The organism is Pseudomonas halotolerans (genome assembly GCF_039581215.1).
Lineage (GTDB): Bacteria > Pseudomonadota > Gammaproteobacteria > Pseudomonadales > Pseudomonadaceae > Aquipseudomonas > Aquipseudomonas tehranensis.
Map to the genome: position 1 here is coordinate 402,333 of NZ_JBCNTJ010000002.1, position 23,615 is coordinate 425,947.

Consider the following 23,615-nt stretch of genomic DNA (forward strand, 5'->3'; position numbering starts at 1 on the left):
TACGAAAGGAGTTATTCATGTCTTTGAAGCTGGGCGTCATCGGCACCGGGGCCATCGGCCAGGACCATATCCGGCGTTGCAGCCAGACCTTGCTCAACAGCCAGGTGGTGGCGGTGACCGACATCAACCTCGCTCAGGCGGCGAAAGTGCTGGCCGACCTGCACCTGACCGCCGAGGTGTATCCCGACGGGCATGCCTTGATCAGTGCGCCGGACGTTGAGGCCATCCTGGTCACCTCCTGGGGGCCGAGCCACGAAGAGTTCGTGCTGGCGGCGATCGCGGCCGGCAAACCGGTGTTCTGTGAAAAGCCGCTGGCGGTCACGGCCCACGGCTGTCGCAAGATCGTCGAAGCCGAAGTCGCCCATGGCAAGCGCCTGGTTCAGGTCGGTTTCATGCGCCCGTACGATGAAGGCTATCGGGCGCTCAAGGCGGTGATCGACAGCGGCCAGATCGGCGAACCGCTGATGCTGCACTGCGCGCATCGCAATCCGCGCGTGGGGGAGAACTACAAGACCGACATGGCGATCACCGACACACTGATTCATGAGCTGGATGTGCTGCGCTGGCTGCTGGCCGATGACTACGTTTCGGTGCAGGTGGTTTTCCCGCGCAAGACCAGCAAAGCGCTGGCGCACCTGCGCGATCCGCAGATCGTTCTGTTGGAAACCGCGAAGGGCACGCGCATCGATGTGGAGGTGTTCGTCAACTGCCAGTACGGCTACGACATCCAGTGTGAAGTAGTGGGGGAAACCGGCATCGCCAAACTCCCGGAACCGTCCCAGGTGCAATTGCGCAGTGGCGCCAAGTTGTCCAATGCGATCCTGATGGACTGGAAGGATCGTTTCATCGCCGCCTATGACGTCGAATTGCAGGCTTTCATCGACGGTGTACGCGCCGGGCAGGTGGGCGGGCCGTCGGCCTGGGACGGCTTTGCCGCGGCAGTGGCGGCGGATGCTTGTGTTGAAGCGCAGCAGAGTGGGCAGATCGTCAAGGTCGAACTGCCCGAACGCCCACGTTTCTATGGCTAACCACAATCTCCCTGTGGGAGCGGGCTTGCTCGCGAAAGCGTAGTGTCAGTCAACATCAAGGTTGAAGCTACCGCCGTCTTCGCGAGCAAGCCCGCTCCCATGTCAGTCAACATCAAGGTTGAAGCTACCGCCGTCTTCGCGAGCAAGCCCGCTCCCACAGTCGACTGCGTTCCTTCAGAGGCACTCGGTCAAGTTGTGGGCGCTGAGCTTGCTCGCGATGGCGGTGGATCAGCTTGCATTGATGCTGAATGTGCTGCCGTCATCGCGAGCAAGCCCGCTCCCACAGTCGACTGCGTTCCTTCAGAGGCACTCGGTCAAGTTGTGGGCGCTGAGCTTGCTCGCGAAAGCGTAGTGTCAGTCAACATCAAGGTTGAAGCTACCGCCGTCTTCGCGAGCAAGCCCGCTCCCACAGTCGACTGCGTTCCTTCAGGGGCACTCGGTCAAGTTGTGGGCGCTGAGCTTGCTCGCGATGGCGGTGGATCAGCTTGCATGGATGCTGAATGTGCTGCCGTCTTCGCGAGCAAGCTCAGCTCCCACAGGGATTGCATTCATTCAGTGATTAACAAGGAGCTTTCATGCGAATCGGACTAGTCGGCTACGGCAAGGGTGGGCGGTTTTTCCATGCGCCGCTGATCAGCAGTCTGCCCGGGGCTACGTTCGTCGGCGTGGTGACGCGGTCTGCTGAGCGGCGCCAGCAACTGGCGAACGAGCACCCGCATGCGCAGGCCTTCGACACCCTCGAACAATTGGTGGCCGCAGGCGTCGATGCGGTGGTGGTGTCCACACCGCTGGACGGTCGTCCGGCCGTGGTCATGCAGGCCATTGAACTGGGTGTTGCAGTGGTCAGCGACAAACCTTTTGCCCTTGATGCCGCCCAGGCCGAGGCGATGGTGCTGGCGGCCGAGCAGCGCAACGTGCCGCTGACGGTGTATCAGAACCGCCGCTGGGATTCGGACTACCTGACCTTGCGAAAACTGCTGGAGTCCGGTGCGCTGGGGCAGGTCGTTCGGTTTGAGTCCAGCGTCGAGCGTTGGTCGTCAACCTCGGTCGGCAAGGGCAGTGGTGGCGGGTTTCTGCGGGACCTGGGCAGCCATCTGGTGGACCAGGCGCTGCAATTGTTCGGGCCAGTGACCAAGGTTTACGCCGAGCTGGATTACCGGCAACCCGGCCAAGCGTTCGACAACGGTTTTTTTATCTCCCTGAGCCATGCCAACGGCGTGCTTTCCCACCTGAGCGGCAGTTGCCTGCAAAACGCACCGCGCCCGCGCTTTCGGGTCAGCGGCACCGAGGGCTGCTATACCGTCGAGGGCCTGGACGGGCAGGAAGCCCAGGCGCTGGCCGGGTTGAGCCCGGCGACCGAGGGTGAGCGCTGGGGGAGCGAAGAGCATCGGCGCTGGGGTTGGTTCGAGCAAGGCACCGAGCGCGAGCGAGTGGCGTCGGAGCGCGGCTGCTGGATGGCGTTCTACCAGAGTCTGCAAACCGCCTTGCAGAACGCCGGCCCGCTGCCGGTGCAAGCCCGTGATGCACTGGCGACCACGCGCATTCTGGACGCGGCCAGGCAGAGCGCCAAACAGGGTGAAGTGGTGAGGTTATCCACGCCTGTCGGCCATGGAATAAAAAACGAATAAAATTCTAAAATGAGTTGATATGGAAAATATTTTCCAATAAAGTCGATTCCAGGTTACCGACAATCCTGTTCGTCTTTTGCCAAGCCTGCCTTGAGCCAATCACGGACAAAACAACAACAAGAAACACAGCCAGGTACCGTCGATGAAAACCTTCAGCCGTTCTGCGTTTCACTTGTCTCACCTGCCACGTCTGTCCGCAGTCCTTCCCCTGTTCCAATCCCTGTGCATCCAGCGCAAGGGCGCCCTGGTGTGTTGCATACCTGGCGCGCCCATCGTGCGTTTGCCGCGCTCCTGATCCGCTACGCCTTATCCATAAAACCAACAACAAAGTGGAGAAAGACCGTTCATGAAGACCAAGACCCGTATCGCCTCGCTGGCCCTGTCGTTGATGCTCACCAGCGGCGCCGCCCTGGCGGACCTGAAGATCGGCGTCAGCATGTCCCAGTTCGATGACACCTGGCTGACGTACCTGCGTGAGTCGATGGACAGCAAAGCCAAGTCCCTGCCGGATGGCGTCACCTTGCAGTTCGAAGATGCACGCAGTGATGTGGTCAAGCAACTGAGCCAGGTGGAAAATTTTATCAGCCAGAAGGTCGACGCAATTATCGTCAACCCGGTGGACACTGCCGCCACCCAACGCATCACCAAGGCCGCCGTCGCCGCCGGTATTCCGTTGGTGTACGTCAATCGGCGTCCCGACGAGCTGAAACTGCCGGCAGGTGTGGTCACCGTTGCCTCCGACGACCTGGAAGCTGGCCACATGCAGATGCAGTACCTGGCCGAAAAGATGGGCGGCAAGGGGGACATCGTGATTCTGTTGGGTGACCTTGCCAACAACTCCACCGCCAACCGTACCAAGGGCGTCAAGGACGTGCTTGCCAAGTACCCCAACATCAAGATCGAACAGGAACAGACCGGCACCTGGTTGCGCGACAAGGGCATGACCCTGGTCAATGACTGGTTGACCCAGGGACGCGAGTTCCAAGCGGTGGTGGCCAACAACGACGAGATGGCCATTGGCGCCGCGATGGCACTCAAGCAAGCGGGCACTAAGCCGGGCACGGTATTGATCGCCGGGGTTGACGGCACGCCGGACGGTTTGAATGCCATCAAGAAAGGCGAAATGGCGGTCTCGGTGTTCCAGGACGCCAAGGGCCAGGCCGATGGCTCGATCGACACAGCGGTGAAAATGGTCAAGAAACAGCCGGTCGAGCAGGCTGTATGGGTGCCGTATCGCCTGATCACGCCGGAAAACGTCGATCAGTTCAAGTGACGTTTAACGTACTGCTACCACAACAATAAACAGGCGAAGTCGCCCACTGACCTCGCCAAGGGAGTACCTGACCATGTTCGCTTCAGCGACTGCTTCGAGCGCCCCGGCGGCTACTGTCCGGCCGGACGTAATACCTGAAGAACCGTACTTGCTGGAAGTCGCCAATGTCAGCAAGGGGTTTCCCGGTGTGGTGGCCCTGTCGGATGTGCAATTGCGGGTGCGCCCCGGTTCCGTGCTGGCTTTGATGGGCGAGAACGGTGCGGGCAAATCGACTTTGATGAAGATCATCGCCGGCATCTACCAGCCCGACGCCGGTGAACTGCGCCTGCGTGGCAAACCGGTGACGTTCGACACGCCGCTCGGGGCGTTGCAGGCCGGCATCGCGATGATCCATCAGGAACTGAACCTGATGCCCCACATGAGCATCGCTGAAAACATCTGGATCGGCCGCGAGCAGCTCAACGGCCTGCACATGGTCGACCATGGCGAGATGCACCGTTGCACCGCCAGGTTGCTGGAGCGCTTGCGCATCAACCTTGATCCTGAAGAGCTGGTGGGCAACCTGAGCATCGCCGAGCGGCAGATGGTCGAGATCGCCAAGGCGGTGTCCTACGACTCGGACATTCTGATCATGGACGAGCCGACCTCGGCCATCACCGAGACGGAGGTCGCGCATCTGTTCTCGATCATTGCCGACCTCAAGTCTCAAGGTAAGGGCATCATCTACATCACCCATAAAATGAACGAAGTGTTCGCCATCGCCGATGAAGTGGCGGTGTTTCGCGACGGCGCCTACATCGGCCTGCAACGGGCCGACAGCATGGACGGCGACAGCCTGATATCAATGATGGTCGGGCGCGAATTGAGCCAGTTGTTCCCGGTTCGGGAGCAACCCATCGGCGATCTGGTGCTGTCGGTGCGCGACCTGAGCCTGGACGGCATTTTCAAAGGCGTGTCCTTCGACCTGCATGCCGGGGAAATTCTCGGCATTGCCGGGTTGATGGGCTCGGGCCGGACCAACGTGGCCGAGGCGATTTTCGGCGTGACCCCGAGCACCGGCGGCGAAATCCGGCTGGACGGCCAACCCGTGCGCATCAGCGACCCGCACATGGCCATCGAGAAGGGTTTCGCGCTGTTGACCGAGGATCGCAAGCTCAGTGGCCTGTTCCCGTGCCTGTCGGTGCTGGAGAACATGGAGATGGCCGTGTTGCCCCAATACGCCGGCAACGGTTTCATCCAGCAGAAAGCCCTGCGCGCCTTGTGCGAAGACATGTGCAAGAAGCTGCGGGTCAAGACGCCGTCGCTGGAACAGTGCATCGACACCTTGTCCGGCGGCAACCAACAGAAGGCTCTGCTGGCCCGATGGCTGATGACCAACCCACGCATCCTGATCCTCGATGAGCCGACTCGCGGTATCGACGTTGGCGCCAAGGCCGAGATCTACCGGCTCATTTCATACCTCGCCAGCGAAGGCATGGCGGTGATCATGATTTCTTCGGAACTGCCGGAAGTGCTGGGCATGAGCGACCGGGTGATGGTGATGCATGAAGGGGACCTGATGGGCACGCTGGACCGTAGCGAGGCGACCCAGGAACGGGTCATGCAACTGGCCTCGGGTCTGTCCTGATAACAGAAGGCCTCAAGCTCGCGCAGGGCTCTGTAGGAGCTGTCGAGTGCAACGAGGCTGCGATCTTTCACCCAGCACCTGAGTTTCAAGCGAAAGATCAAAAGATCGCAGCCTCGCTCCGCGAGTCAGCTCCCACAGAACCCAGCGCGAGCGGTGCCCTCGCCACAGATAAAAAAGGTGAATGGTTATGAACGCGATACTGGAAAACAAACCCGCGGCCGCCCCGGCCAGGACACGGCGGCGGCTACCGACGGAACTGAGTATCTTCCTGGTGCTGATCGGCATCGGCCTGGTGTTCGAAGTGTTCGGCTGGATCATGCGCGACCAGAGTTTCCTGATGAACTCCCAGCGCCTGGTGCTGATGATCCTGCAAGTGTCGATCATCGGGCTGCTGGCCATCGGTGTGACCCAGGTGATCATCACCACCGGTATCGACCTGTCCTCCGGCTCGGTGCTGGCGTTGTCGGCGATGATCGCCGCCAGCCTGGCCCAAACGTCGGATTTCACCCGGGCGGTGTTTCCCTCCCTGACTGATTTGCCCGTATGGATACCGGTGGTGGCGGGGTTGGGCGTAGGGCTGTTGGCCGGAGCGATCAACGGCAGCATCATCGCCATCACGGGTATCCCACCCTTTATTGCCACCCTCGGCATGATGGTCTCGGCCCGTGGTCTGGCGCGTTACTACACCGAAGGCCAACCGGTGAGCATGTTGTCCGATTCCTATACCGCCATCGGCCAGGGTGCCATGCCGGTGATCATTTTCCTGGTGGTGGCGGTGATCTTCCACATCGCCCTGCGCTACACCAAGTACGGCAAGTACACCTACGCCATCGGCGGCAACATGCAGGCGGCACGCACCTCGGGCATCAATGTCAAACGGCACCTGGTGATCGTCTATAGCATCGCCGGGCTGCTGGCGGGGCTGGCCGGGGTGGTGGCTTCGGCGCGGGCCGCCACGGGGCAGGCCGGCATGGGCATGTCCTATGAGCTGGACGCGATTGCGGCGGCCGTGATCGGCGGCACCAGCCTGGCCGGTGGGGTGGGGCGCATCACCGGAACGGTGATCGGCGCGCTGATCCTCGGGGTCATGGCCAGTGGTTTCACCTTCGTCGGCGTGGATGCCTACATCCAGGACATCATCAAAGGCTTGATCATCGTGGTGGCGGTGGTCATCGACCAGTACCGCAATAAGCGCAAACTCAAACGCTGAAGGGCCTTTCGCTGCGACAAAGCGCCACGCCTGACCCGCGTGGCGTTGCCATTTGTCTTCTTGATACAGCTATTGAATCGAATTTCTTGTTATAAACGCACTCCGATGACTGCCAAAAGCTTGTCAGAGAACATTTAGAAGGGTTGTCGGACATTTTCCCTATGTTTTCAGTTGCTGAGGCTTCGACTCGGCCTTAGACTGCCGCCCCTCGTAAATTGAGTGCCGGGTGGCGCTTGGAATAGACGGCGCCTTCCCGATGAGCGTGGCAGCGCGCTGCGGGACGCTTCATAATTCGCCTTAATGCACGTTTTTTTATAGAGAAATCAATGACAAAGGAAAAGTTGCTGGCCATGCCGGCGGATGACTACATGAATGCCGAGCAGCTGGCTTTCTTCACCAAGCTGTTGCAGAACATGAAAGTGGAAACCCACGAGCGCATCGAACAGAACCGAATCGCCATTGAGAGCCTGGATACCCCGGCTGACCCGGCGGACGCTGCTTCCGTGGAAGAAGAGCGGACCTGGCTGGTCAACGCCATCGATCGCGACCAGCGCATGCTGCCTCAGCTGGAGCAGGCCCTGGACCGTATCAACGACGACAGCTTCGGCTGGTGTGATGACAGCGGCGAGCCGATCGGCCTCAAGCGCCTGCTGATCAGCCCGACCACCAAGTACTGCATCGAAGCTCAGGAACGTCACGAACAGATCGACAAGCACCAGCGTCAGGCCTGATTCGCGTTTCAGAAAAGATCGCAGCTTCCTTCCGGACGCTGCGATCTTTTTGCTTTCGGCTGCGCCTGTTCGCCTACTTGCGTTGACCCTCGACAAAAACACGACTAATGGACCATGGATAATGGCTCCGTAGTGGCGTTTAATGCGGGTATAACAACGAGAAATGTGGGTGATTGATATGGCGACAGACGGTTCCCTGGCGAGGGCGGTGCCAGCTTCGGTGCCTGTGACCGGCCACACGGCGCGTTGGCTGACGCCGACTTTGCAGAGTCTTGCGCTGACTTTGCTGCTGGGCGGCATGACCCTGGGTGGTTTGTCGTTGTATCTGGGCCTGCCCCTGGCGATGCTCATCGTCTGGCTGCCGCGCCTGCGCTCGCGTCTGGCCGCCGAGCCTGAACCCGCCGCTGCGGACACGTTGGCCGAGTTGACCCGTGATCTGTCTTACACCACCAGCCATAACGCGTTGTCAGCGGCCGGCGTCGCCTATTCGGTCAAGCAACTGGCTGGCAAGGTTCAGTCGCAGCTCGATGCGGCGGCGCAAATCGTCGGCAATGCCGAATCGATGATCGCCACCGAGCAGGCCACCTCGCAACTCAGCCAGCAGGCCCTGAGCGCCGCCAGTGAGGCCCATCGCAGTAGCGTTGCCGGGCGCAGCGAACTGGTGGAGTCCATCAGCCGGATGCACCAGCTCAGCCAGCGCGCGAACGACAGCCGCGAGTTGATCGAGGCGCTGAGTGTGCGCAGCGATGAAATCCAGCGGGTCAGCCTGGTGATTCAGTCGATCGCCAGCCAGACCAACCTCTTGGCGCTCAACGCGGCCATCGAAGCGGCACGGGCCGGCGAGCATGGTCGTGGCTTCGCGGTGGTGGCGGACGAGGTCCGTGGGCTGGCCGGGCGTACGGCCGCGGCAACCGGCGAGGTCGGGGTGATGGTTGCGGACATCCAGCAGCGCACCGCCCAAGTGGTGGAGCAGATCCGCCAACTGGCCAGCGACCTGGACAGTGGCGTGCAGCAAGTCGAGCACACCGGTCAGCACCTGGAAAACATAGCCCGGCTGGCGGCCGGCGTCGAAACCCAGGTCAGCGCCATCGCCCAAGGCACCGACACCAACCGCGAACAACTCGACAGCCTGTTTCACGCCATCGAACAGATGCGCAGCGACCTGTCCATCAGCGATCAGCAGACCCAGCGCCTGGCTCAAGCGGCTGTGCAAATGGAAGGCCAGGCCGAAACCATCAGCGAGCGCCTGGCCGAGGTCGGCCTGGACGATTATCACCAACGGGTCTACGACCTGGCGCGCGAAGGGGCGAGCCAGATCGCGGCCCAGTTCGAGGCAGACATCGACCAGGGCCGTGTCAGCCTGGAGGACCTGTTCGACCGCAGCTACCAGCCGATCCCCAATACCCAGCCCGCCAAGTTTCAGACCCGTTTCGACCGCTACACCGATCAGGTCCTGCCGGCCATCCAGGAACCTTTGCTTTCCCGGCACGAAGGCCTGGTATTCGCCATTGCCTGTACCCAGGAAGGTTATGTACCGACCCACAACAAGGTCTTCAGCCAACCCCTGACCGGCGATCCGCAAGTGGACACGGTGAACAATCGCACTAAACGCAAATTCTCCGATCGCACAGGGATTCGGTGTGGTAGCCACCAGCAGCCCGTGCTGTTGCAGACCTACACGCGCGATACGGGTGAGCTGATGCATGACCTTTCAGTGCCGATCATGCTCAAGGGGCGTCATTGGGGTGGCCTGCGGCTAGGCTACAAACCCGAGAAGCCGCGCCAGGCCTGATGAGGTAAAAAAACGGTGGCGGTGGCGCTTGATCACGCTGTAGGAGCTGTCGAGCGAAGCGAGGCTGCGATCTTTTGATCTTTTGATCTTTTGATCTTTCACTTGAAACTCAATTGAGCTCGGAAAGATCGCAGCCTCGCTTCGCTCGTCAGCTCCTACGGGAACGAGCGGTAGCAAGCTCCCTCGCCACGGGGTTTGACGGGTTATTTGCCGTCGTGCAAACGGACATTCAACTGATCCACCAGCACCGCTTCCTCGCCGTCGGCGAGCAGCCATTCACGGAGCAGGTCTTTCTGTTGCTCCGACCAGAAGTCGGCCTCCACCAGTTTGATCTCCGGGTCCAGCGGATGGGCCATGATGAAGTCATCGATGGCTTTGCCATCCGATGGCAGGCCTAGTTGATCGAACAGGGTTCTGAGCTCGTGCGAGGGCTGTTCCATGGGGTTCTCCTTTGGGCGGGCGCCGTCATGGCGCCTCGGTTGCTTCCCTTTATCTGAGGCAAACGCCGCTCAGGAGTTCGATCGGCTTCAGGCTTTCAACGCGCCTTCATCCACCGCCAGTTTCAGGGCTTTTGCCGCTGCCCGCGCGGCTTCGGCGGCGAGCTCGGAGGTTTTGAACCAGCGATCCTTTTCCACCTGATGACACGTGATGGTGGTCAAGGGGGGCTTGGCGCGCATCACGATGACAGCCTGGAATTCGCCTTCGACCTCTCTGGCCTCGCCCCGGATGAAATACTCGCCAATATCAAATTCCGTCACGTCGCGCCTTTCCTTCACAAGTCATTAGTATGAGTGCGCGATCGTCAATGGGGGGACGGTCTTCGCTGGGCAGGCAGTATGGCAGCAGTTGCCTGTCGCGGCTGAGTTAAGTGATGGGCGTGTCGTATCTCAGGTCAAACGCTACGTTCCAGACGCCTGGCCAGGTAACAGGCCTCGTTATGATCAGTACGGAAACCTCTTACACGGCCAGTCGAGGTTTCTTCAATATGGAAAAAGCACTTGCCGGCCAGAACCACCCGATAACGCGGTTGAAACAAAGAACCCGGCAGGTAATGGACTTCGTCAAACCCGTCAGGCTTGTCAGCGATGCAAGGGGTGAGGGGTTGGGTCAGGCTCGTGAAAGTGGCCATGTGAATTCCTTTTCTATGGTTTACCGACGAATTGCCGAGTGTTTTGAGTAGTCTCCACGCCTGCGGCTGCTCTAGAATCGGCAGCACCGTGTGGGGGCTGTGCCTATCTAAAGCAATTTTTTTTGGCCTCGATGTCAGAAAAATGCTTTTCTAAGTGAGAAATTTCCCTAAAGTTAGTAGTCCCACCTTTTCCGATGCTCAGAGTGGCGTTTTCCTTCAGCCTCTGACGACCCCGCGGGAAAGACGGCGAGAGTGACAATCCTTTAGTCTTCTCTCGCCCTGGGGCAGGGCACGCCGTTCACTTCGAATTTTCAGTTACAGGTCCACTGCGACACACAGTCGGCACGGGTTCTCGTGGTCCGTCCTTTTCAGAGGGCGGGCCGTTTACAAAGATGGGGATGTTTCCTTGGCAGTAAGTAATCTCGACATGCATGCGTTATTCGTACTTGGTGATCTGCGGGCAAAACTGGTCAAGCAGTTCCAGTCGCGCTTCGTCTACATCACCGAGCAAACCGCCGAAGGTATTTATGTTGCCGAAATCGACACCGAATCGGCCCTGGTGGTCGATGACAAGCCCAGGCTTGAGCTCAAAGTCGGTGATCATTTTCGTGCAGCGGTATTGCCCAGCCGTGAAGGTGGCAAGTTTGAAATCAGGTTTCGCGAAATCAAACTGACGGTCTATGGCCTTGGCGATTACGCGTTCGTCACCACCCCCGGTGGCCACGCGATCCTGTTCAAGGAAGGGCACAGCGTGCTGACGGTTTTCGCCGCCAACGAGCAGTTGCACGAGGGCCTGACCAAGACCCTAAAGGCCGTGACCGCCAAAGCCGCCAAGTGGCGCAAAGGTGAACTCGTCACCTTCAAGGCCAGCGAGTGAGGTGTACCTCGTCAGCTCGAGGCAGGTGAGAAGCGGGTTGCTCCAGCGTTCGGGTTTTGCGCCCTGCTAACAGTTTTCACCAGGTCTGCGTGGAACCTCGGCTACAGTCAGTTGACTGAATTAATCAGAGGCTTGCGTCCGGTTACGCAGGACCGTTGAGCTATGGCTGTGTCTGGTACGAGGTGCAACGCATGAAACGAGTTCGACAGTGGCTGGCTGCCTGGGCCGCCTGTGCGGTGTTGGTTTCGCCTCTCCCGGCATCGGCCGCGCAGGCGCCGATCCATTTTGCCGACCTGAATTGGGAAAGCGGCAGTCTGATCACCGATATCCTGCGTGTGATCGTCGAAAAGGGCTATGGGCTGCAGACTGACACCTTGCCGGGCACCACCATTACCCTGGAAACGGCGCTGGCCAATAACGACATCCAGGTGATCGGGGAAGAGTGGGCCGGTCGCAGCCCGGTATGGGTCAAGGCCGAGGCTGAAGGCAAGGTGGTCGCCTTGGGCGATACGGTCAAGGGCGCGACCGAAGGCTGGTGGGTCCCGGAATATGTGATCAAGGGCGACCCGGCCAAGGGCATCAAACCCCTGGCCCCGGATTTGCGCAGCGTCGAAGACCTGGCGCGCTACAAGCATGTCTTCAAAGACCCGGAAAGCCCCAGCAAGGGCCGTTTCCTCAACAGCCCCATCGGCTGGACCTCCGAAGTGGTCAACAAGCAGAAGCTCAAGGCCTATGGTCTGTCCGACAGCTATGTGAATTTCCGCAGTGGTTCGGGCGCGGCGCTGGATGCGGAAATCAGCTCGTCGATCCGCCGGGGCAAGCCGATCCTGTTTTATTACTGGTCGCCGACGCCGCTGCTGGGACGTTTCAAGCTGGTGCAGTTGCAAGAACCCCCGTTCGATGCCGAGGCCTGGAAAACCCTGACCGATGCCGACAACCCCAACCCCAAGCCAACCCGCTCCCTGGCCTCGAAGCTGTCGATTGGCGTCTCCGTGCCGTTTCAAAAGCAACACCCGGACATTGCCGAGTTCTTCAGTAAAGTCGATTTGCCCATCGAGCCGTTGAACAAGGCCCTGGCCGACATGAGCGAAAAGCACACGCCGCCGCGCGAAGCCGCCGAGGCGTTCCTCAAGGCCCATCCCCAGGTCTGGCAGGCTTGGGTGCCCAAGGAGGTCGCCGACAAAGTCGCTGCGGGTCTGTAGCGTGCCCGATTGAACTCTTGATCTTGAGCAATGCGTCAATCGCCGAAAACCGGCAGTCTGCGCCCGTGCGGCGAAATGCCGAATTCGAGCTAGGATGATTGTTCAACCTTTCAAGGAGGCTGGCGAATGACGCTTTTAGTGGCTCGGTCGCTGGTCGCGATATTTGCGACCATCAGCTTGATTCATTTGTATTGGGCCCTGGGCGGGCGATGGGCGGCCCTGGCGGTCGTGCCTCAGGTTCCGGCGAGGCAAGGAGAGTCGCTGCGCCCGGCGTTCAACCCATCGGGTTGGCTGACACTGCTGGTGGCCCTCGCGCTGCTGCTGATTGCGGCTCTGGTGTGCCTGCGGGTCGGCTTGCTGGCACCGCCCATCACCCATCGGGCCTTGCAATGGCTGATCAGCGCGATCGCCTTGCTGATGTTCGCCCGTGCCATTGGCGAATCGAACCTGGTGGGTTTCTTCAAGGAGGTCAAAGGCTCGACGTTCGCCAAGCTCGACACATGGGTTTATTCACCGTTATGTGTCGTGCTTGGGGCCGGTCTGTTGACGGTGGCCTGGGCCTGAACGCAATACGCTTGTCGTGGCGATCAGGTCCCGGATTGCTGAGCCGTCCAGTGTTTCATTTCTTCGGCGATAAAGTGACTCACCAAGTCGCTGTACATTTTCTCGATCGCATCCGGGCTAAGGCCTTCAGCCTCGGCCCACTGGCGCCGGGTCGCCAGCATCGCCTTGAAACGCTCCGGAGCACGCACCGACGTGGCCGAGGTCTTGAATTTCGACGCCGCCAGCACGTATTGAAAACGCCTGCCCAACAGCTGGATAACGGTCTGGTCGAGGGCGTCGATTTCGCGGCGGATGTCTTCCATATTCGCGCAATCGCAGGGTTGTAGCGGGTTGTGCACTTCCATGCAGTTACTCCTTGTTGAGACAGGATTGGCCCAAGCCGGGCCGATTATCGATGTGTGTTCAGCCTTCGAGCCCGTGCTGTTCGATCACGCCGAACACATCCGCCACGTCCTGCACCAGAATCCGGGCGACGTTGGTGAGGGTGTTGATATCACTCGTCGCAGAATCGCGCAGGCTGGAGCAGGCCACCAGCGTCAGGTAGTCGAGCGTGGCGTGCAGGCGTTCGCTGGCGCAGGCGTGGAGTTCGGGCAATGGCGCGTGGGTGTCGATCAGCAGCACGGGGTGGGTGGTGGCGGTTTGGGTTAATGGGGTGAAACGGTCGGATGCTTGATGTGTGGTCATAAGGTCATTCCGTTAAGAAAAAAAGAATTGCCACCTTCTTGCTGCGAAACAAATGGGTGGCAGCTACGCGCGGGTTCGCAGACCGAGGAATGACCCAACCCGGCAGACCCGAAGGTCTCCCGCGCGCAACCGCCATAAAATGAAAGCCGGCAATTTTGCCTGAGTTTTCATTCGACGGTGCAAGTCATTCATATTCTGTAGGGCTGCGAAACCCAGCCACTGACCAACGCCAGCGGCGAGCCCAACTATAGAAGTCGATCCCGGCACCCACAACCGACCTGTAGGACGCTCACGGCCCCTGTGGCGAGGGGATTTATCCCCGCTCCGCTGCGCAGCAGTCGCAAAACCGCTGCCTGCGGTGTACCTGGCGAAACGAGGTGTTTGGTTTGGGGCCGCTTCGCAGCCCAGCGGGGATAAATCCCCTCACCACAGGGGTAAATTCCTACGAGATTTTAGGACCGACTCTGGCCGCTACCACTTGGAGTTCGCAGGTCCGGTGGGAGCAAAGCTTGCTCGCGAGGCAGAGCTCCCGGCTCGCAGGGAAACCGCGTTATCTCATCGCGGGCAAGCCTTGCTCCCACCGTGGATGAGTTCCTGACCACTAGCGCCGCCCCGTGCGCGTACTCACATCCACCCACACCGCCAGCACCAGAATGCTGCCCTTGACGATCATCTGCCAATAACTGTCGACGTCGAGCATGGACATGCCGTTGTCCAGGCTGGTGATCACCAGCGCGCCGAGGAGGGCGCCGTAGACGGTGCCGGAGCCGCCGCGCATGGAGGTGCCGCCGATGAAGCAGGCGGCGATGGCGTCAAGTTCTCCCATGCTGCCGGCCGAGGGTGAACCTGCGGCCAGGCGCGCGGTGTTGACCACGCCGGCGAGGGCGCACATCACGCCCATGATGCCGAAGATCCACAGTTTCACCGCCTGTACGTTGATCCCGGACAGGCGCGTGGCTTCCATGTTGCTGCCCACCGAGTAGACCCGCCGGCCGAACACGGTCTGGCTGGTGACGTAGCTGAACACACCGAGCAGAATCAGCAGAAGCAACACCGGCACCGGGATGCCGTCGTAGCTGTTGAGGGTATAGACGAACCCCGCCAGTACCGCGCCGATCAGCACCACGCGCAATACATCACGCACCAGAGAGTGGGCCGCCAAGCCATGCAGGGCGCGATTGCGCCGCTGTTTCCAGGTCAGGAACAGGGTCAAGGCAAACAGCAGTACGCCCAGGCCCGTGCCGACGGCGTGCGGCAGATAACCCTGGCCGATGTAGACCAGCTCCGGTGACACCGGGGCGATGGTGGTGCCGTCGGTAATCCCCAGCAGAATGCCGCGAAAGGCGAGCATGCCGCCCAGGCCGACAATGAATGACGGGATGCGCAGATAAGCCGTCATGTAGCCGTTGCCCAGACCGATCATCAAACCACACAAGGCCACCAGGCTCAGGTTCGCCAGCAGCGGGATGTGATAGATCACGTCGAGAATCGCCGCCAGGCCTCCGAGCAATCCAAGCAGTGAACCCACCGACAGATCGATCTCGCCGCTGATGATCACCAGCACCATGCCGCAGGCCAGGATCCCGGTGATGGACATCTGCCGCAGCAGGTTGGAGAGGTTGCGCGGAGTCAGGAACCCGCCCTCGGTCTGCCAACTGAAAAACAGCCAGATCACCGCCACGGCGATCACCAGCGCGAGCATTTTGTAGCGGCTGAAGAGTTGCTTGACCTGATTCATCTACGCAGACTTCCGATCATTATTGTTATGGTCTTCGGGGTGGCTGAGGGCGGCGGCGAGCACCTGTTCCTGGGTGAGTTCGTGGTTGATGAAATCGCCGCGCAATTGGCCTTCGCCGATCACCAGCACGCGGTCGGACACCCCCAGCACTTCGGCCAGCTCCGAGGACACCATGATGATCGACACGCCTTCGGCGGCCAGCGCGCCCATCAGCTTATAGATCTCGTACTTGGCGCCGACGTCCACGCCACGGGTCGGCTCATCGAGAATCAGCACGCGCGGTTGGGTCAGCAACATCTTGGCCAAGACGGCTTTTTGCTGGTTGCCGCCGGAAAGGCTGGTGATCGGCAGGAACGGGCTCGCGGTCTTGAGGTGCATGCGCGAGATTTCCCGGTCGATGCTGCCCAGCTCGGCTTCGGCGTCGATGCGGGTCATCTTCGAGTAGTTGTCCAGCACTGCCAGGGTGATGTTCTGGCCCACCCCCAGGTCGGGAATGATGCCTTGGCGCTTGCGGTCTTCAGGCACCATGCACAGGCCAGCGCGGATTGACTTGAGGGGCGTGCGCGTGTCGATCGGTTGGCCGTTGAGCCAGACCTCACCTTCATGGCGGCCGGGGTAGGCACCGAACAGCGCCGACACCAGTTCCGTGCGACCGGCGCCGACCAGCCCGGCGATGCCGAGGATTTCCCCGCGCTTGAGGACGAACGAAATGTCGTCGACCCGTTTACGTTTTGGGTTGTCGACGTCGTAACAGGTGATGTGGCGTGCCTCGAAAATCACCTCGCCGATGTCATGGGGTTCGGTGGGGTAGAGGTTGCTCATTTCTCGTCCGACCATCTGGGTGATGATCTTCGGGATGTCCATGTCGGTCATGGCGGTGGTGGCGATGTGTTTGCCGTCGCGGATCACCGAAATGGTGTCGCACACGGCGGCCACTTCATCGAGTTTGTGCGAGATGTAGACGCAGGCGACGCCCTTGGCCTTGAGGTCGCGGATGATGTCCAGCAGCACCTCGATTTCCGAACGGGTCAGGGCCGAGGAGGGTTCATCGAGGATCAACAGGCGCGCCTGTTTGTTCAGCGCCTTGGCGATCTCCACCAGTTGCTGGTAACCCCCGCCGTAGTGTGAAACCGGCAGCGAGACGTTCATGTCCGGCACTTTGAGTTCACGCATCAGGGCCTCGGCACGGTGGATCATTGCCGGGTAGTTCATGCGTCCGCCGGGCAGCGTCAACTCGTGGCCCATGAAGATGTTTTCCGCCACCGACAGGTCGGGGACCAGGGTCAATTCCTGATGAATGATGACGATCCCGGCGGCTTCGGTTTCGCTGATGGACTGCGCCTTGAGCGGCTGGCCGTCCCAGACAATTTCACCGTCCCAGGTGCCGTACGGGTAGACCGCCGACAGGACTTTCATCAGCGTGGATTTACCGGCGCCGTTCTCACCGCACAGGCCGACGCATTCACCCGGCCGGACCTTGATGTCGATGCCATTGAGGGCTTTGACACCGCCAAAGGTTTTGACGATGCCGTTCATTTGCAGCAGGTAGTCGGACATGGCGAGGGCTCATATAAAAAAGGCTCACACACAAACAGTGGGGCAGGCAGTCAAGGAACTGTGGGAGCGAGCCTGCTCGCGATAGCGGTGGTTCAGCTTGCATCTATAGTGGATGTGCTTGCGCCATCGCGAGCAGGCTCGCTCCCACAGGGGGCTTGATTGACTGGTATTAGGTCACTGCCCGGCGATCTGCGCCTTGGTGTAGAACCCGTCCTTCTCCAGCAGGTCGATGTTGTCCTTGGTCAACGGGGTCGGGGTGAGCAGGATGGTGTCGACTTTCTTGCTGCCATTGTCGTATTGCGAGGTGTAGGTGGGTTTCTCGTTGCGCGCCAGTTGCACCGAGAGCTTGGCCGCTTCGGTGGCGATCAATTTCAGTGGCTTGTAGACGGTCATGGTCTGGGTGCCATCGATCACCCGCTTGACCGCCGCCAGGTCCGCGTCCTGCCCCGAGATCGGCACCTTGCCGGCCATTTTCTGCGCGGCCAGGGCCTGGATGGCGCCGCCTGCGGTGGCGTCGTTGGAGGCGACGATGCCATCGATTTTGTTGTCGTTGCGGGTCAGGGCGTTCTCAACGATGCTCAAGGCTTCGGTGGGGTTCCATTCCTTGACCCACTGTTGCCCGACAATCTTGATATCGCCCTTGTCGATGGCCGGTTGCAGCACTTTCATCTGGCCTTCGCGCAGGACCTTGGCGTTGTTGTCCGTGGGCGCGCCGCCGAGCAAAAAGTAGTTGCCCTTGGGCGCCGCTTTCAACACGCCGCTGGCCTGCATCTCGCCGACTTTTTCGTTATCGAAGGAAATGTAGGCGTCGATGTCGGCATTGAGGATCAGTCGGTCATAGGACACCACCTTGATCCCGGCCTTCTTGGCTTCGGCGACGGCGTTGGTCAGCACCGTGGCGTTGAACGGCACGATGACGATCACATCGACGCCACGGGAGATGAGGTTTTCGATCTGGGAAATCTGTTTCTGCTCGTTGGCATCGGCCGACTGGACGAAGACTTTGGCGTCCATTTTTTCCGCCGCCGCGACGAAATAGTCACGGTCCCGCGACCAGCGTTCCAGGCGCAGATCATCGATGGAGAAACCGATTTTCGGGTGGGTAGCGTCGGCCATGACCGGAAGCGAGAGCAGGGCCAAGGCGCCGGCGAGCAGCGTGAGTTTCAGTTTTTTCATGGTGGTGCGTCCTTTTATTGTTGTTCGAAAGACACTGCCTGACGATGAACGTGGTGCGGGTAGAACTGTAGAGACTCCCGCAGTGCTGCGAGCAGAGATTTGTCGTGAGAATGTAACAACCTCTGCGCAGCGAACGGGGCCTGGTGTCAGGGGTAGATGAACCGGTTGACCACGTTTTCGAGCATCTCTTGCCGACCACTCACAGCCTGCGGATTGAGCTCGTTGTCGAAGGCGTGTTCGGCCAGTGAAGCAAGGCTGAATTCTCCCGCCAACACTGCCTGACCGAACGGCTGCTGCCAGCCGGCATAGCGTTGATCCTTGAACTGTTGGAGTTGATCGTTCTGCACCATGGCCGCCGCGCGCTCCAGGGCCAGGGCGAGGACGTCCATGGCCGCGACGTGGCCGTGGAACAGGTCGATCTCGTCCAGGCTCTGACGACGGACCTTGGAGTCGAAGTTGAAGCCGCCATGGGTGAAGCCACCGGCCTTGAGGATTTCATAGGTGGCCAGGGTCATCTCTTCGACGCTGTTGGGAAACTGGTCGGTGTCCCAACCGTTCTGCGGATCGCCACGGTTGGCGTCGATGCTGCCGAAGATCCCCAGGGAGACGGCGGTGGCGATCTCATGATGGAAACTGTGCCCGGCCAGGGTCGCGTGGTTGGCCTCGATGTTGACCTTGATCTCCTTCTCCAGGCCGAACTGCTGCAGGAAGCCGAACACCGTGGCGCTGTCGTAATCGTATTGGTGCTTGGTCGGTTCCTGCGGCTTGGGTTCGATCAGCAGATCGCCCTTGAAACCGATCTTGTGCTTGTGCTCGACCACCATGGCCATGAAGCGGCCCAGTTGTTCGCGCTCGCGTTTGAGATCGGTATTGAGCAGGGTCTCGTAACCTTCACGACCGCCCCACAACACGTAGTTGGCCCCCTTGAGACGCTGAGTGGCGTTCATCGCGCTGAACACTTGGGCGGCGGCGCAGGCGAACACTTGCGGGTCGGGGTTGCTGGCCGCGCCTGCGGCAAAGCGCCGGTTGCTGAAGCAGTTGGCAGTGCCCCACAGGAGCTTGATCCCGGTTTGTTCCTGGTGACGCTCCAAGTGGTCGATCATCTGCGCGAAGTGGTTGCGGTACTCCCTCAGCGACTGGCCTTCCGGGGCGACATCGGTGTCGTGAAAGCAGTAGTAGTCGATGCCCAGTTTGGAGAAGAATTCGAAGGCCGCTTCGGCCTTGCCGATGGCCAGTTCCATCGGGTCGCCGGCGTGCTGCCAGGGGCGTTGAAAGGTGCCGGCGCCGAACACATCGGATCCCGGCCAGACAAAGGTATGCCAGTAGCACACAGCCATACGCAGGTGCTCACGCATGGGTTTGCCGAGCACGAGCTTGTCGGCGTCGTAATGGCGGAAGGCAAGAGGCGAGTCGCTGGCGGGGCCTTCATAGCGAACCTTGTCGATGGCGGGGAAGTACGACATGGGCGTTTTCCTTATTGTTCTTGGCGGTGTGTCCCGATACTAACGCCGGCGTCATGACCGCTGATTATGAAAATCACCAAGGCGCAGTGCGATTTTGCGTATTGAGATCCGGCGTTGGCGGGCCTAGTCTGTGTCGGTCGGCTCAGGATCAAAAACAATGAAAACCGTCCCGCCCGTTCACCGCATCGCGTTGTTGTTTAACGGCAGCAAGATCTACGACCGCGGCATCATCAGCGGCATCGGCAATTACCTGAGCAGCACCCGGGCGTCCTGGGACCTGTTTCTGGAAGAGGATTTTCTCTGTCGATTGAAAGGCATCGAACGCTGGCAGGGCGACGGGATCATTGCCGACTTCGATGACCCGCTGATCGGCGAGGCGCTGACCGGGATCGGTTTGCCGGTGGTGGCGGTGGGCGGCTCTTACCAGGATGAGCGCGCTTATCCGAAGGGCATTCCCTATGTCGCCACCGACAATGATGCATTGATGAAGTTGGCGTATGAGCACCTGATCGAGGCGGGGTTGACGCGCTTTGCCTGCTTCAGCCTGCCGCAAGCACAAGCCAATCGCTGGGCCCAGGAACGGGAAAACGCCTTTCGCCGGTTGCTGCTGCGCGATGGTCTGCACGCCGAGGTCTATCGCGGCATGGGCACCAGCGCGCCGCTCTGGGACAGCGCCGTCGAACAGCAGATCGCCTGGCTGCAAAGCCTGCCCAAACCCATCGGCATCATCGCCGTCAGTGATGCCCGCGCCCGGCAACTGCTGCAGGCCTGCCTGACCGCCGGAATCGCCGTGCCGGAGCAGGTAGCACTGATCGGCATCGACAACGATCCCCTGACCCGCACCCTGACGCGGGTGCCGCTGAGTTCGGTGATCCAGGGCACCGAAACCATGGGCCGAACCGCCGCGCGCTTGCTCCATCAGATGCTGCACGGCATGCCGTCCACCGGCACACAGGTGCTGATTCCACCGGATGCAATCAACGTCCAGGCCTCGAGTCTGCATCAGCCGTTGGGCAATCCCTACGTCATGCAAGCGCTGCTGTTCATCCGCCAATATGCCTGCCAGGGCATCAAGACCGCGCAGGTGGCGGCCTATGTGGGCGTGTCGCGTTCCTCCCTGGAGGCGCACTTTCGCAAGGCGCGCGGCTGCAGCGTGCACGACGAAATCCTGCGCTTCAAACTGGCGGCGGCCGCCCAGGGCTTGGAAAACACCGACTCGGCGATTGCCGACATCGCCCAGAACTGCGGCTTCAAATCGGCGCAGTACCTGCACACGGTGTTTCGTCGAGAGTTTGGCTGTACGCCCCGCGAATACCAGCAGGGGCGCGGCACAGGCCGCTGATCCGGCCATCGCCGCGCCCAACTATTGCTGGAAGCAATAGTGACCATTACCAAACATAAGTTCTGTTTTGTCGGCAATGCCTGGAAAATCCTCCCATCGAACAGGCGGCCCACGCAGATCCGTTGCCTGATGAAGCGAACCTTTTATTTTCAGGTCCAGACCGATGCGCCTTTTATTTGCGTCTTTCATGGCGTTTGCCTCGTTGTTGCTCGCCGGCTGTGCCAGCGCGCCGAATGACCCGACCCTGACTTTGCAGACCAGCAAGACGCCGGCCCAGTACGCCGACTGTGTCGTGCCGAAATTGCAGGACCACGCGATGAGCCCGACCGTCTCCCAGACCCAGCGCAGCTACCGGATCGTGGTGCCGAGCAAAGTGTCGGCGGACAACGTGCTGGAAGCCTACAAGGCCGGGAGCGGCGGCAAGGTATTCATCTACGAGCGGCATCTATTGGCTTCCAGCTTCCTGCCTTCGAGTTTCGAGCGCGCCGCACAGGACTGCATCTGAGGTCGGCCCGTACAGGTTTTTCACCGTGCTCCTTTGGTTGGCCGCAACCAACCATTTTTTTACCCCGCACCGCATTCGGTAGCGGGGTTTTTTTTGCCTGTGGGGAAGAGGGGGTCAGATTCACTGGAGTCCGCTGCCACAAAGCGATGGCTGGCCCGGCGTTGTCGTTTGACGAGGGGCCCTGCAATCGGCATATTTGCTCGTTGATGATAATTAGTGCTCGTTTATGAAGGTTGTAAGCCCATGACTTCCACCCACGAAGTGTTTCCTGATGAACGCCAGCAACTGATCCGCGAGCGTCTGGCCCTGTATGGGCGGGTCATTGCGACTGATCTGGCCAGCGAGTTCAAGGTCTCCGAACACTCGATACGGCGCGATCTCGGCGTATTGGCAGCGGCGGGGTTATGCAAGCGCGTCTATGGCGGCGCCATCCTGGTGCCCGCCGATGAAGGGCCGATAGCCGTTCGAGTACGGCAAAACGTCGAGCGCAAGGACAGTCTCGGTCTGGCGGCGGCCTCGTTGCTGAGGGCGGGACAGCACGTGCTCATCGATGCCGGCTCGACCAACCTGGCGATTGCCAGCGCCATCGATCCGGGCCTTAAGTTGACGCTGACCACCAATTCGCCGTTGATCGCCGTGCAACTGATGAAGCTGCCTTGCGCCGAGGTGATTCTGTTGGGCGGGCGCCTGAATACGGTGTCGGGCGGGGTGATCGGGCTGACGGCTGTGCAGCAACTGCGCCAGTTCAACTTTGACCTGTGTTTTCTCGGCGCTTGCGCCATCGACCCGGATAATGGGGTCACGGCGTTCGGCCTCGATGATGCCGAGTTCAAACGCGCGGCTGTCGCGGCGAGCGGTCAGGTGGTGGTGGCGGTGACCAATGAAAAACTCTCCAGCATTGCTCACTATCAGGTGGCGTCGTGTGAAGAGGTGGCAGCCCTGGTGGTGGAGCACGACGCGCCGGGCGAACGCCTGGAGCCGTTCTTCGGCAGGATTGCCACCGTCATGACCGCGTCCTGCGAACCGCAGCAGGCGTGAAGTGTTGCTGTAGCGCTCACGACATTCAAGCGCATGTGCGGCGAGCCATTGTCCCCCGCACGATTTACCGCTAGTTTGCTGGCCCATCAAAAGTACAAAAATAATCAGGAGTCATCGATGCAACCGATTCGTCTCGGTCTGGTGGGCTACGGCAAGATTGCCCAGGATCAACACGTTCCCGCTATCCTCGCCAACCCGGCGTTCCAACTGGTCTCTGTCGCCACCCAAGGGCAGCCCTGCGCCGGGGTGGAGAACTTCCGCTCCCTGGGCGAGTTGCTTGAAAACGGCCCGCAGGTCGATGCGATTGCCTTTTGCACTCCGCCGCAAGGTCGATTCGCATTGGTGCAACAGGCGCTGGCCGCAGGCAAACATGTCCTGGTAGAAAAGCCGCCATGTGCCACGCTCGGTGAAGCCATGGCCTTGGTGGATCAGGTCCGCGAACAAGGCGTAAGCGGCCTGTTCGCCTGGCATTCGCGTTACGCGCCGGGCATCGAGGCGGCCCGTGACTGGCTCGCCAGCCGCACCCTGCAAAGCGTCAAGATCGACTGGAAGGAAGACGTGCGCAAGTGGCACCCCGGCCAGGCCTGGATCTGGCAACCTGGAGGCCTGGGCGTCTTCGATCCCGGCATCAACGCGTTTTCAATCGTGACCCATCTGCTGACGCTGCCGCTGTTCGTTGAGTCCGCAGAACTGCGTGTGCCGAGTAACTGCCAATCGCCAATCGCCGCCAGCCTCAAGATGTCCGATGCGCAACACCTTGATGTGCGCGCGGAGTTCGATTTCGACCACGGTCATGACGAACTCTGGAGCATCGAGATTCGCTGCGCCGAAGGCCTCCTGCGCCTGGACAACGGTGGGGCGGTGCTGAGTATCGATGGCGTGCGCCAGACCGTTTCCCCGGAGGGTGAATACGCAGTGGTGTACCGGCATTTCCAGCGACTGATTGATGGCAAAGCCAGCGACCTGGACCTGCAGCCGTTGCGCTTGGTCGCGGACAGCTTCTTTGTCGGCAGTCGGACGGCGGTCGAGCCGTTCTACGATTAACCCAGGG

The 23,615-nt window shown here is 60.4% G+C and carries 23 protein-coding genes; 14 read left to right on the forward strand and 9 right to left on the reverse strand.

The window, feature by feature from the left end:
- Positions 1-17: 17 nt before the first annotated feature.
- From iolG to AAIS01_RS04305, 7 genes are all read left to right on the forward strand, one after another.
- A complete protein-coding gene (gene iolG / locus AAIS01_RS04275) occupies positions 18-1,028 on the forward strand; it encodes a bifunctional inositol 2-dehydrogenase/D-chiro-inositol 1-dehydrogenase (protein WP_343467940.1) in 1,011 nt (336 codons plus the stop codon).
- Between the two features lie 575 nt (positions 1,029-1,603).
- Positions 1,604-2,656 carry a Gfo/Idh/MocA family protein gene (locus AAIS01_RS04280; RefSeq protein WP_343467941.1) on the forward strand — a complete coding sequence of 351 codons (1,053 nt, stop codon included), beginning with the start codon at positions 1,604-1,606 and terminating at the stop codon, positions 2,654-2,656.
- A gap of 346 nt (positions 2,657-3,002) precedes the next feature.
- Complete coding sequence (locus tag AAIS01_RS04285) at positions 3,003-3,929, forward strand: sugar ABC transporter substrate-binding protein (RefSeq protein WP_343467942.1); 927 nt, start codon at positions 3,003-3,005, stop codon at positions 3,927-3,929.
- Positions 3,930-4,002: 73 nt separating this feature from the next.
- On the forward strand, positions 4,003-5,556 hold the full coding sequence (locus AAIS01_RS04290; protein ID WP_343467943.1) for a sugar ABC transporter ATP-binding protein: 1,554 nt from the start codon (positions 4,003-4,005) through the stop codon (positions 5,554-5,556).
- A gap of 187 nt (positions 5,557-5,743) precedes the next feature.
- Positions 5,744-6,766, forward strand: coding sequence for an ABC transporter permease (locus tag AAIS01_RS04295; RefSeq protein ID WP_214918517.1), 1,023 nt, complete (start codon positions 5,744-5,746; stop codon positions 6,764-6,766).
- Between the two features lie 326 nt (positions 6,767-7,092).
- Positions 7,093-7,497, forward strand: coding sequence for a TraR/DksA family transcriptional regulator (locus tag AAIS01_RS04300; protein WP_003202859.1), 405 nt, complete (start codon positions 7,093-7,095; stop codon positions 7,495-7,497).
- Positions 7,498-7,675: 178 nt separating this feature from the next.
- A complete protein-coding gene (locus AAIS01_RS04305; protein ID WP_343467944.1) occupies positions 7,676-9,289 on the forward strand; it encodes a methyl-accepting chemotaxis protein in 1,614 nt (537 codons plus the stop codon).
- Between the two features lie 203 nt (positions 9,290-9,492).
- Here AAIS01_RS04305 and AAIS01_RS04310 read toward each other — a convergent pair whose 3' ends face one another.
- From AAIS01_RS04310 to AAIS01_RS04320, 3 genes are all read right to left on the reverse strand, one after another.
- Positions 9,493-9,729 (reverse strand): DUF2789 family protein, encoded by a 237-nt coding sequence (locus tag AAIS01_RS04310; protein WP_092398847.1) that lies wholly within the window; start codon positions 9,727-9,729, stop codon positions 9,493-9,495.
- An 87-nt stretch (positions 9,730-9,816) separates the two neighbouring features.
- Positions 9,817-10,047: a hypothetical protein gene (locus tag AAIS01_RS04315; protein WP_343467945.1), complete on the reverse strand. Its 231-nt coding sequence runs from the start codon at positions 10,045-10,047 to the stop codon at positions 9,817-9,819.
- 134 nt (positions 10,048-10,181) lie between these two features.
- The gene (locus AAIS01_RS04320; RefSeq protein ID WP_343467946.1) at positions 10,182-10,418 is read right to left on the reverse strand and encodes a hypothetical protein; all 237 of its coding nucleotides are present in this window, start codon (positions 10,416-10,418) and stop codon (positions 10,182-10,184) included.
- 427 nt (positions 10,419-10,845) lie between these two features.
- On the opposite strand from AAIS01_RS04320, the gene AAIS01_RS04325 reads away from it, so the two are divergent.
- The 3 genes from AAIS01_RS04325 to AAIS01_RS04335 all read left to right on the forward strand — a co-directional run bounded on the left by AAIS01_RS04325 (position 10,846) and on the right by AAIS01_RS04335 (position 13,061).
- Complete coding sequence (locus tag AAIS01_RS04325; RefSeq protein ID WP_343468027.1) at positions 10,846-11,295, forward strand: hypothetical protein; 450 nt, start codon at positions 10,846-10,848, stop codon at positions 11,293-11,295.
- Between the two features lie 191 nt (positions 11,296-11,486).
- Entirely contained in the window at positions 11,487-12,497 is a 1,011-nt protein-coding gene (locus AAIS01_RS04330; RefSeq protein WP_343467947.1) for an ABC transporter substrate-binding protein, read from the forward strand.
- 126 nt (positions 12,498-12,623) lie between these two features.
- Positions 12,624-13,061: a DUF3995 domain-containing protein gene (locus tag AAIS01_RS04335; RefSeq protein WP_343467948.1), complete on the forward strand. Its 438-nt coding sequence runs from the start codon at positions 12,624-12,626 to the stop codon at positions 13,059-13,061.
- 23 nt (positions 13,062-13,084) lie between these two features.
- On the opposite strand, the gene AAIS01_RS04340 is transcribed toward AAIS01_RS04335, so the two are convergent.
- The 6 genes from AAIS01_RS04340 to xylA all read right to left on the reverse strand — a co-directional run bounded on the left by AAIS01_RS04340 (position 13,085) and on the right by xylA (position 19,679).
- Positions 13,085-13,405, reverse strand: coding sequence for an isochorismate lyase (locus tag AAIS01_RS04340; protein WP_343467949.1), 321 nt, complete (start codon positions 13,403-13,405; stop codon positions 13,085-13,087).
- Between the two features lie 58 nt (positions 13,406-13,463).
- Positions 13,464-13,745, reverse strand: coding sequence for a fructose-bisphosphate aldolase (locus tag AAIS01_RS04345; protein ID WP_343467950.1), 282 nt, complete (start codon positions 13,743-13,745; stop codon positions 13,464-13,466).
- A 601-nt stretch (positions 13,746-14,346) separates the two neighbouring features.
- Positions 14,347-15,483 (reverse strand): sugar ABC transporter permease, encoded by a 1,137-nt coding sequence (locus tag AAIS01_RS04350; protein WP_343467951.1) that lies wholly within the window; start codon positions 15,481-15,483, stop codon positions 14,347-14,349.
- Positions 15,484-17,040 (reverse strand): D-xylose ABC transporter ATP-binding protein, encoded by a 1,557-nt coding sequence (gene xylG / locus AAIS01_RS04355; protein ID WP_343467952.1) that lies wholly within the window; start codon positions 17,038-17,040, stop codon positions 15,484-15,486.
- Between the two features lie 174 nt (positions 17,041-17,214).
- Positions 17,215-18,216 (reverse strand): D-xylose ABC transporter substrate-binding protein, encoded by a 1,002-nt coding sequence (gene xylF / locus AAIS01_RS04360; RefSeq protein WP_092455393.1) that lies wholly within the window; start codon positions 18,214-18,216, stop codon positions 17,215-17,217.
- Positions 18,217-18,362: 146 nt separating this feature from the next.
- Positions 18,363-19,679 carry a xylose isomerase gene (gene xylA / locus AAIS01_RS04365; RefSeq protein ID WP_092455395.1) on the reverse strand — a complete coding sequence of 439 codons (1,317 nt, stop codon included), beginning with the start codon at positions 19,677-19,679 and terminating at the stop codon, positions 18,363-18,365.
- A gap of 157 nt (positions 19,680-19,836) precedes the next feature.
- Between xylA and AAIS01_RS04370 the strand changes: the two genes are divergently transcribed.
- The 4 genes from AAIS01_RS04370 (at position 19,837) to AAIS01_RS04385 (ending at position 23,608) form a co-directional block, all read left to right on the forward strand.
- Positions 19,837-21,021 carry a XylR family transcriptional regulator gene (locus tag AAIS01_RS04370; RefSeq protein ID WP_343467953.1) on the forward strand — a complete coding sequence of 395 codons (1,185 nt, stop codon included), beginning with the start codon at positions 19,837-19,839 and terminating at the stop codon, positions 21,019-21,021.
- Between the two features lie 163 nt (positions 21,022-21,184).
- Positions 21,185-21,526 carry a hypothetical protein gene (locus AAIS01_RS04375; RefSeq protein ID WP_343467954.1) on the forward strand — a complete coding sequence of 114 codons (342 nt, stop codon included), beginning with the start codon at positions 21,185-21,187 and terminating at the stop codon, positions 21,524-21,526.
- A gap of 243 nt (positions 21,527-21,769) precedes the next feature.
- Positions 21,770-22,564, forward strand: coding sequence for a DeoR/GlpR family DNA-binding transcription regulator (locus AAIS01_RS04380; protein ID WP_092398815.1), 795 nt, complete (start codon positions 21,770-21,772; stop codon positions 22,562-22,564).
- Between the two features lie 117 nt (positions 22,565-22,681).
- The gene (locus AAIS01_RS04385) at positions 22,682-23,608 is read left to right on the forward strand and encodes a Gfo/Idh/MocA family protein (RefSeq protein ID WP_343467955.1); all 927 of its coding nucleotides are present in this window, start codon (positions 22,682-22,684) and stop codon (positions 23,606-23,608) included.
- Positions 23,609-23,615: the final 7 nt, after the last annotated feature.

Excerpts from the sequence above, each read along its gene's own strand:
- iolG (WP_343467940.1), top strand. The coding sequence starts at position 18 with ATGTCTTTGAAGCTGGGCGTCATCGGCACCGGGGCCATCGGCCAGGAC.
- AAIS01_RS04280 (WP_343467941.1), top strand. The coding sequence starts at position 1,604 with ATGCGAATCGGACTAGTCGGCTACGGCAAGGGTGGGCGGTTTTTCCAT.
- AAIS01_RS04285 (WP_343467942.1), top strand. The coding sequence starts at position 3,003 with ATGAAGACCAAGACCCGTATCGCCTCGCTGGCCCTGTCGTTGATGCTC.
- AAIS01_RS04290 (WP_343467943.1), top strand. The coding sequence starts at position 4,003 with ATGTTCGCTTCAGCGACTGCTTCGAGCGCCCCGGCGGCTACTGTCCGG.
- AAIS01_RS04295 (WP_214918517.1), top strand. The coding sequence starts at position 5,744 with ATGAACGCGATACTGGAAAACAAACCCGCGGCCGCCCCGGCCAGGACA.
- AAIS01_RS04300 (WP_003202859.1), top strand. The coding sequence starts at position 7,093 with ATGACAAAGGAAAAGTTGCTGGCCATGCCGGCGGATGACTACATGAAT.
- AAIS01_RS04305 (WP_343467944.1), top strand. The coding sequence starts at position 7,676 with ATGGCGACAGACGGTTCCCTGGCGAGGGCGGTGCCAGCTTCGGTGCCT.
- AAIS01_RS04310 (WP_092398847.1), bottom strand. The coding sequence starts at position 9,729 with ATGGAACAGCCCTCGCACGAGCTCAGAACCCTGTTCGATCAACTAGGC.
- AAIS01_RS04320 (WP_343467946.1), bottom strand. The coding sequence starts at position 10,418 with ATGGCCACTTTCACGAGCCTGACCCAACCCCTCACCCCTTGCATCGCT.
- AAIS01_RS04325 (WP_343468027.1), top strand. The coding sequence starts at position 10,846 with ATGCATGCGTTATTCGTACTTGGTGATCTGCGGGCAAAACTGGTCAAG.
- AAIS01_RS04330 (WP_343467947.1), top strand. The coding sequence starts at position 11,487 with ATGAAACGAGTTCGACAGTGGCTGGCTGCCTGGGCCGCCTGTGCGGTG.
- AAIS01_RS04335 (WP_343467948.1), top strand. The coding sequence starts at position 12,624 with ATGACGCTTTTAGTGGCTCGGTCGCTGGTCGCGATATTTGCGACCATC.
- AAIS01_RS04340 (WP_343467949.1), bottom strand. The coding sequence starts at position 13,405 with ATGGAAGTGCACAACCCGCTACAACCCTGCGATTGCGCGAATATGGAA.
- AAIS01_RS04345 (WP_343467950.1), bottom strand. The coding sequence starts at position 13,745 with ATGACCACACATCAAGCATCCGACCGTTTCACCCCATTAACCCAAACC.
- AAIS01_RS04350 (WP_343467951.1), bottom strand. The coding sequence starts at position 15,483 with ATGAATCAGGTCAAGCAACTCTTCAGCCGCTACAAAATGCTCGCGCTG.
- xylG (WP_343467952.1), bottom strand. The coding sequence starts at position 17,040 with ATGTCCGACTACCTGCTGCAAATGAACGGCATCGTCAAAACCTTTGGC.
- xylF (WP_092455393.1), bottom strand. The coding sequence starts at position 18,216 with ATGAAAAAACTGAAACTCACGCTGCTCGCCGGCGCCTTGGCCCTGCTC.
- xylA (WP_092455395.1), bottom strand. The coding sequence starts at position 19,679 with ATGTCGTACTTCCCCGCCATCGACAAGGTTCGCTATGAAGGCCCCGCC.
- AAIS01_RS04370 (WP_343467953.1), top strand. The coding sequence starts at position 19,837 with ATGAAAACCGTCCCGCCCGTTCACCGCATCGCGTTGTTGTTTAACGGC.
- AAIS01_RS04375 (WP_343467954.1), top strand. The coding sequence starts at position 21,185 with ATGCGCCTTTTATTTGCGTCTTTCATGGCGTTTGCCTCGTTGTTGCTC.
- AAIS01_RS04380 (WP_092398815.1), top strand. The coding sequence starts at position 21,770 with ATGACTTCCACCCACGAAGTGTTTCCTGATGAACGCCAGCAACTGATC.
- AAIS01_RS04385 (WP_343467955.1), top strand. The coding sequence starts at position 22,682 with ATGCAACCGATTCGTCTCGGTCTGGTGGGCTACGGCAAGATTGCCCAG.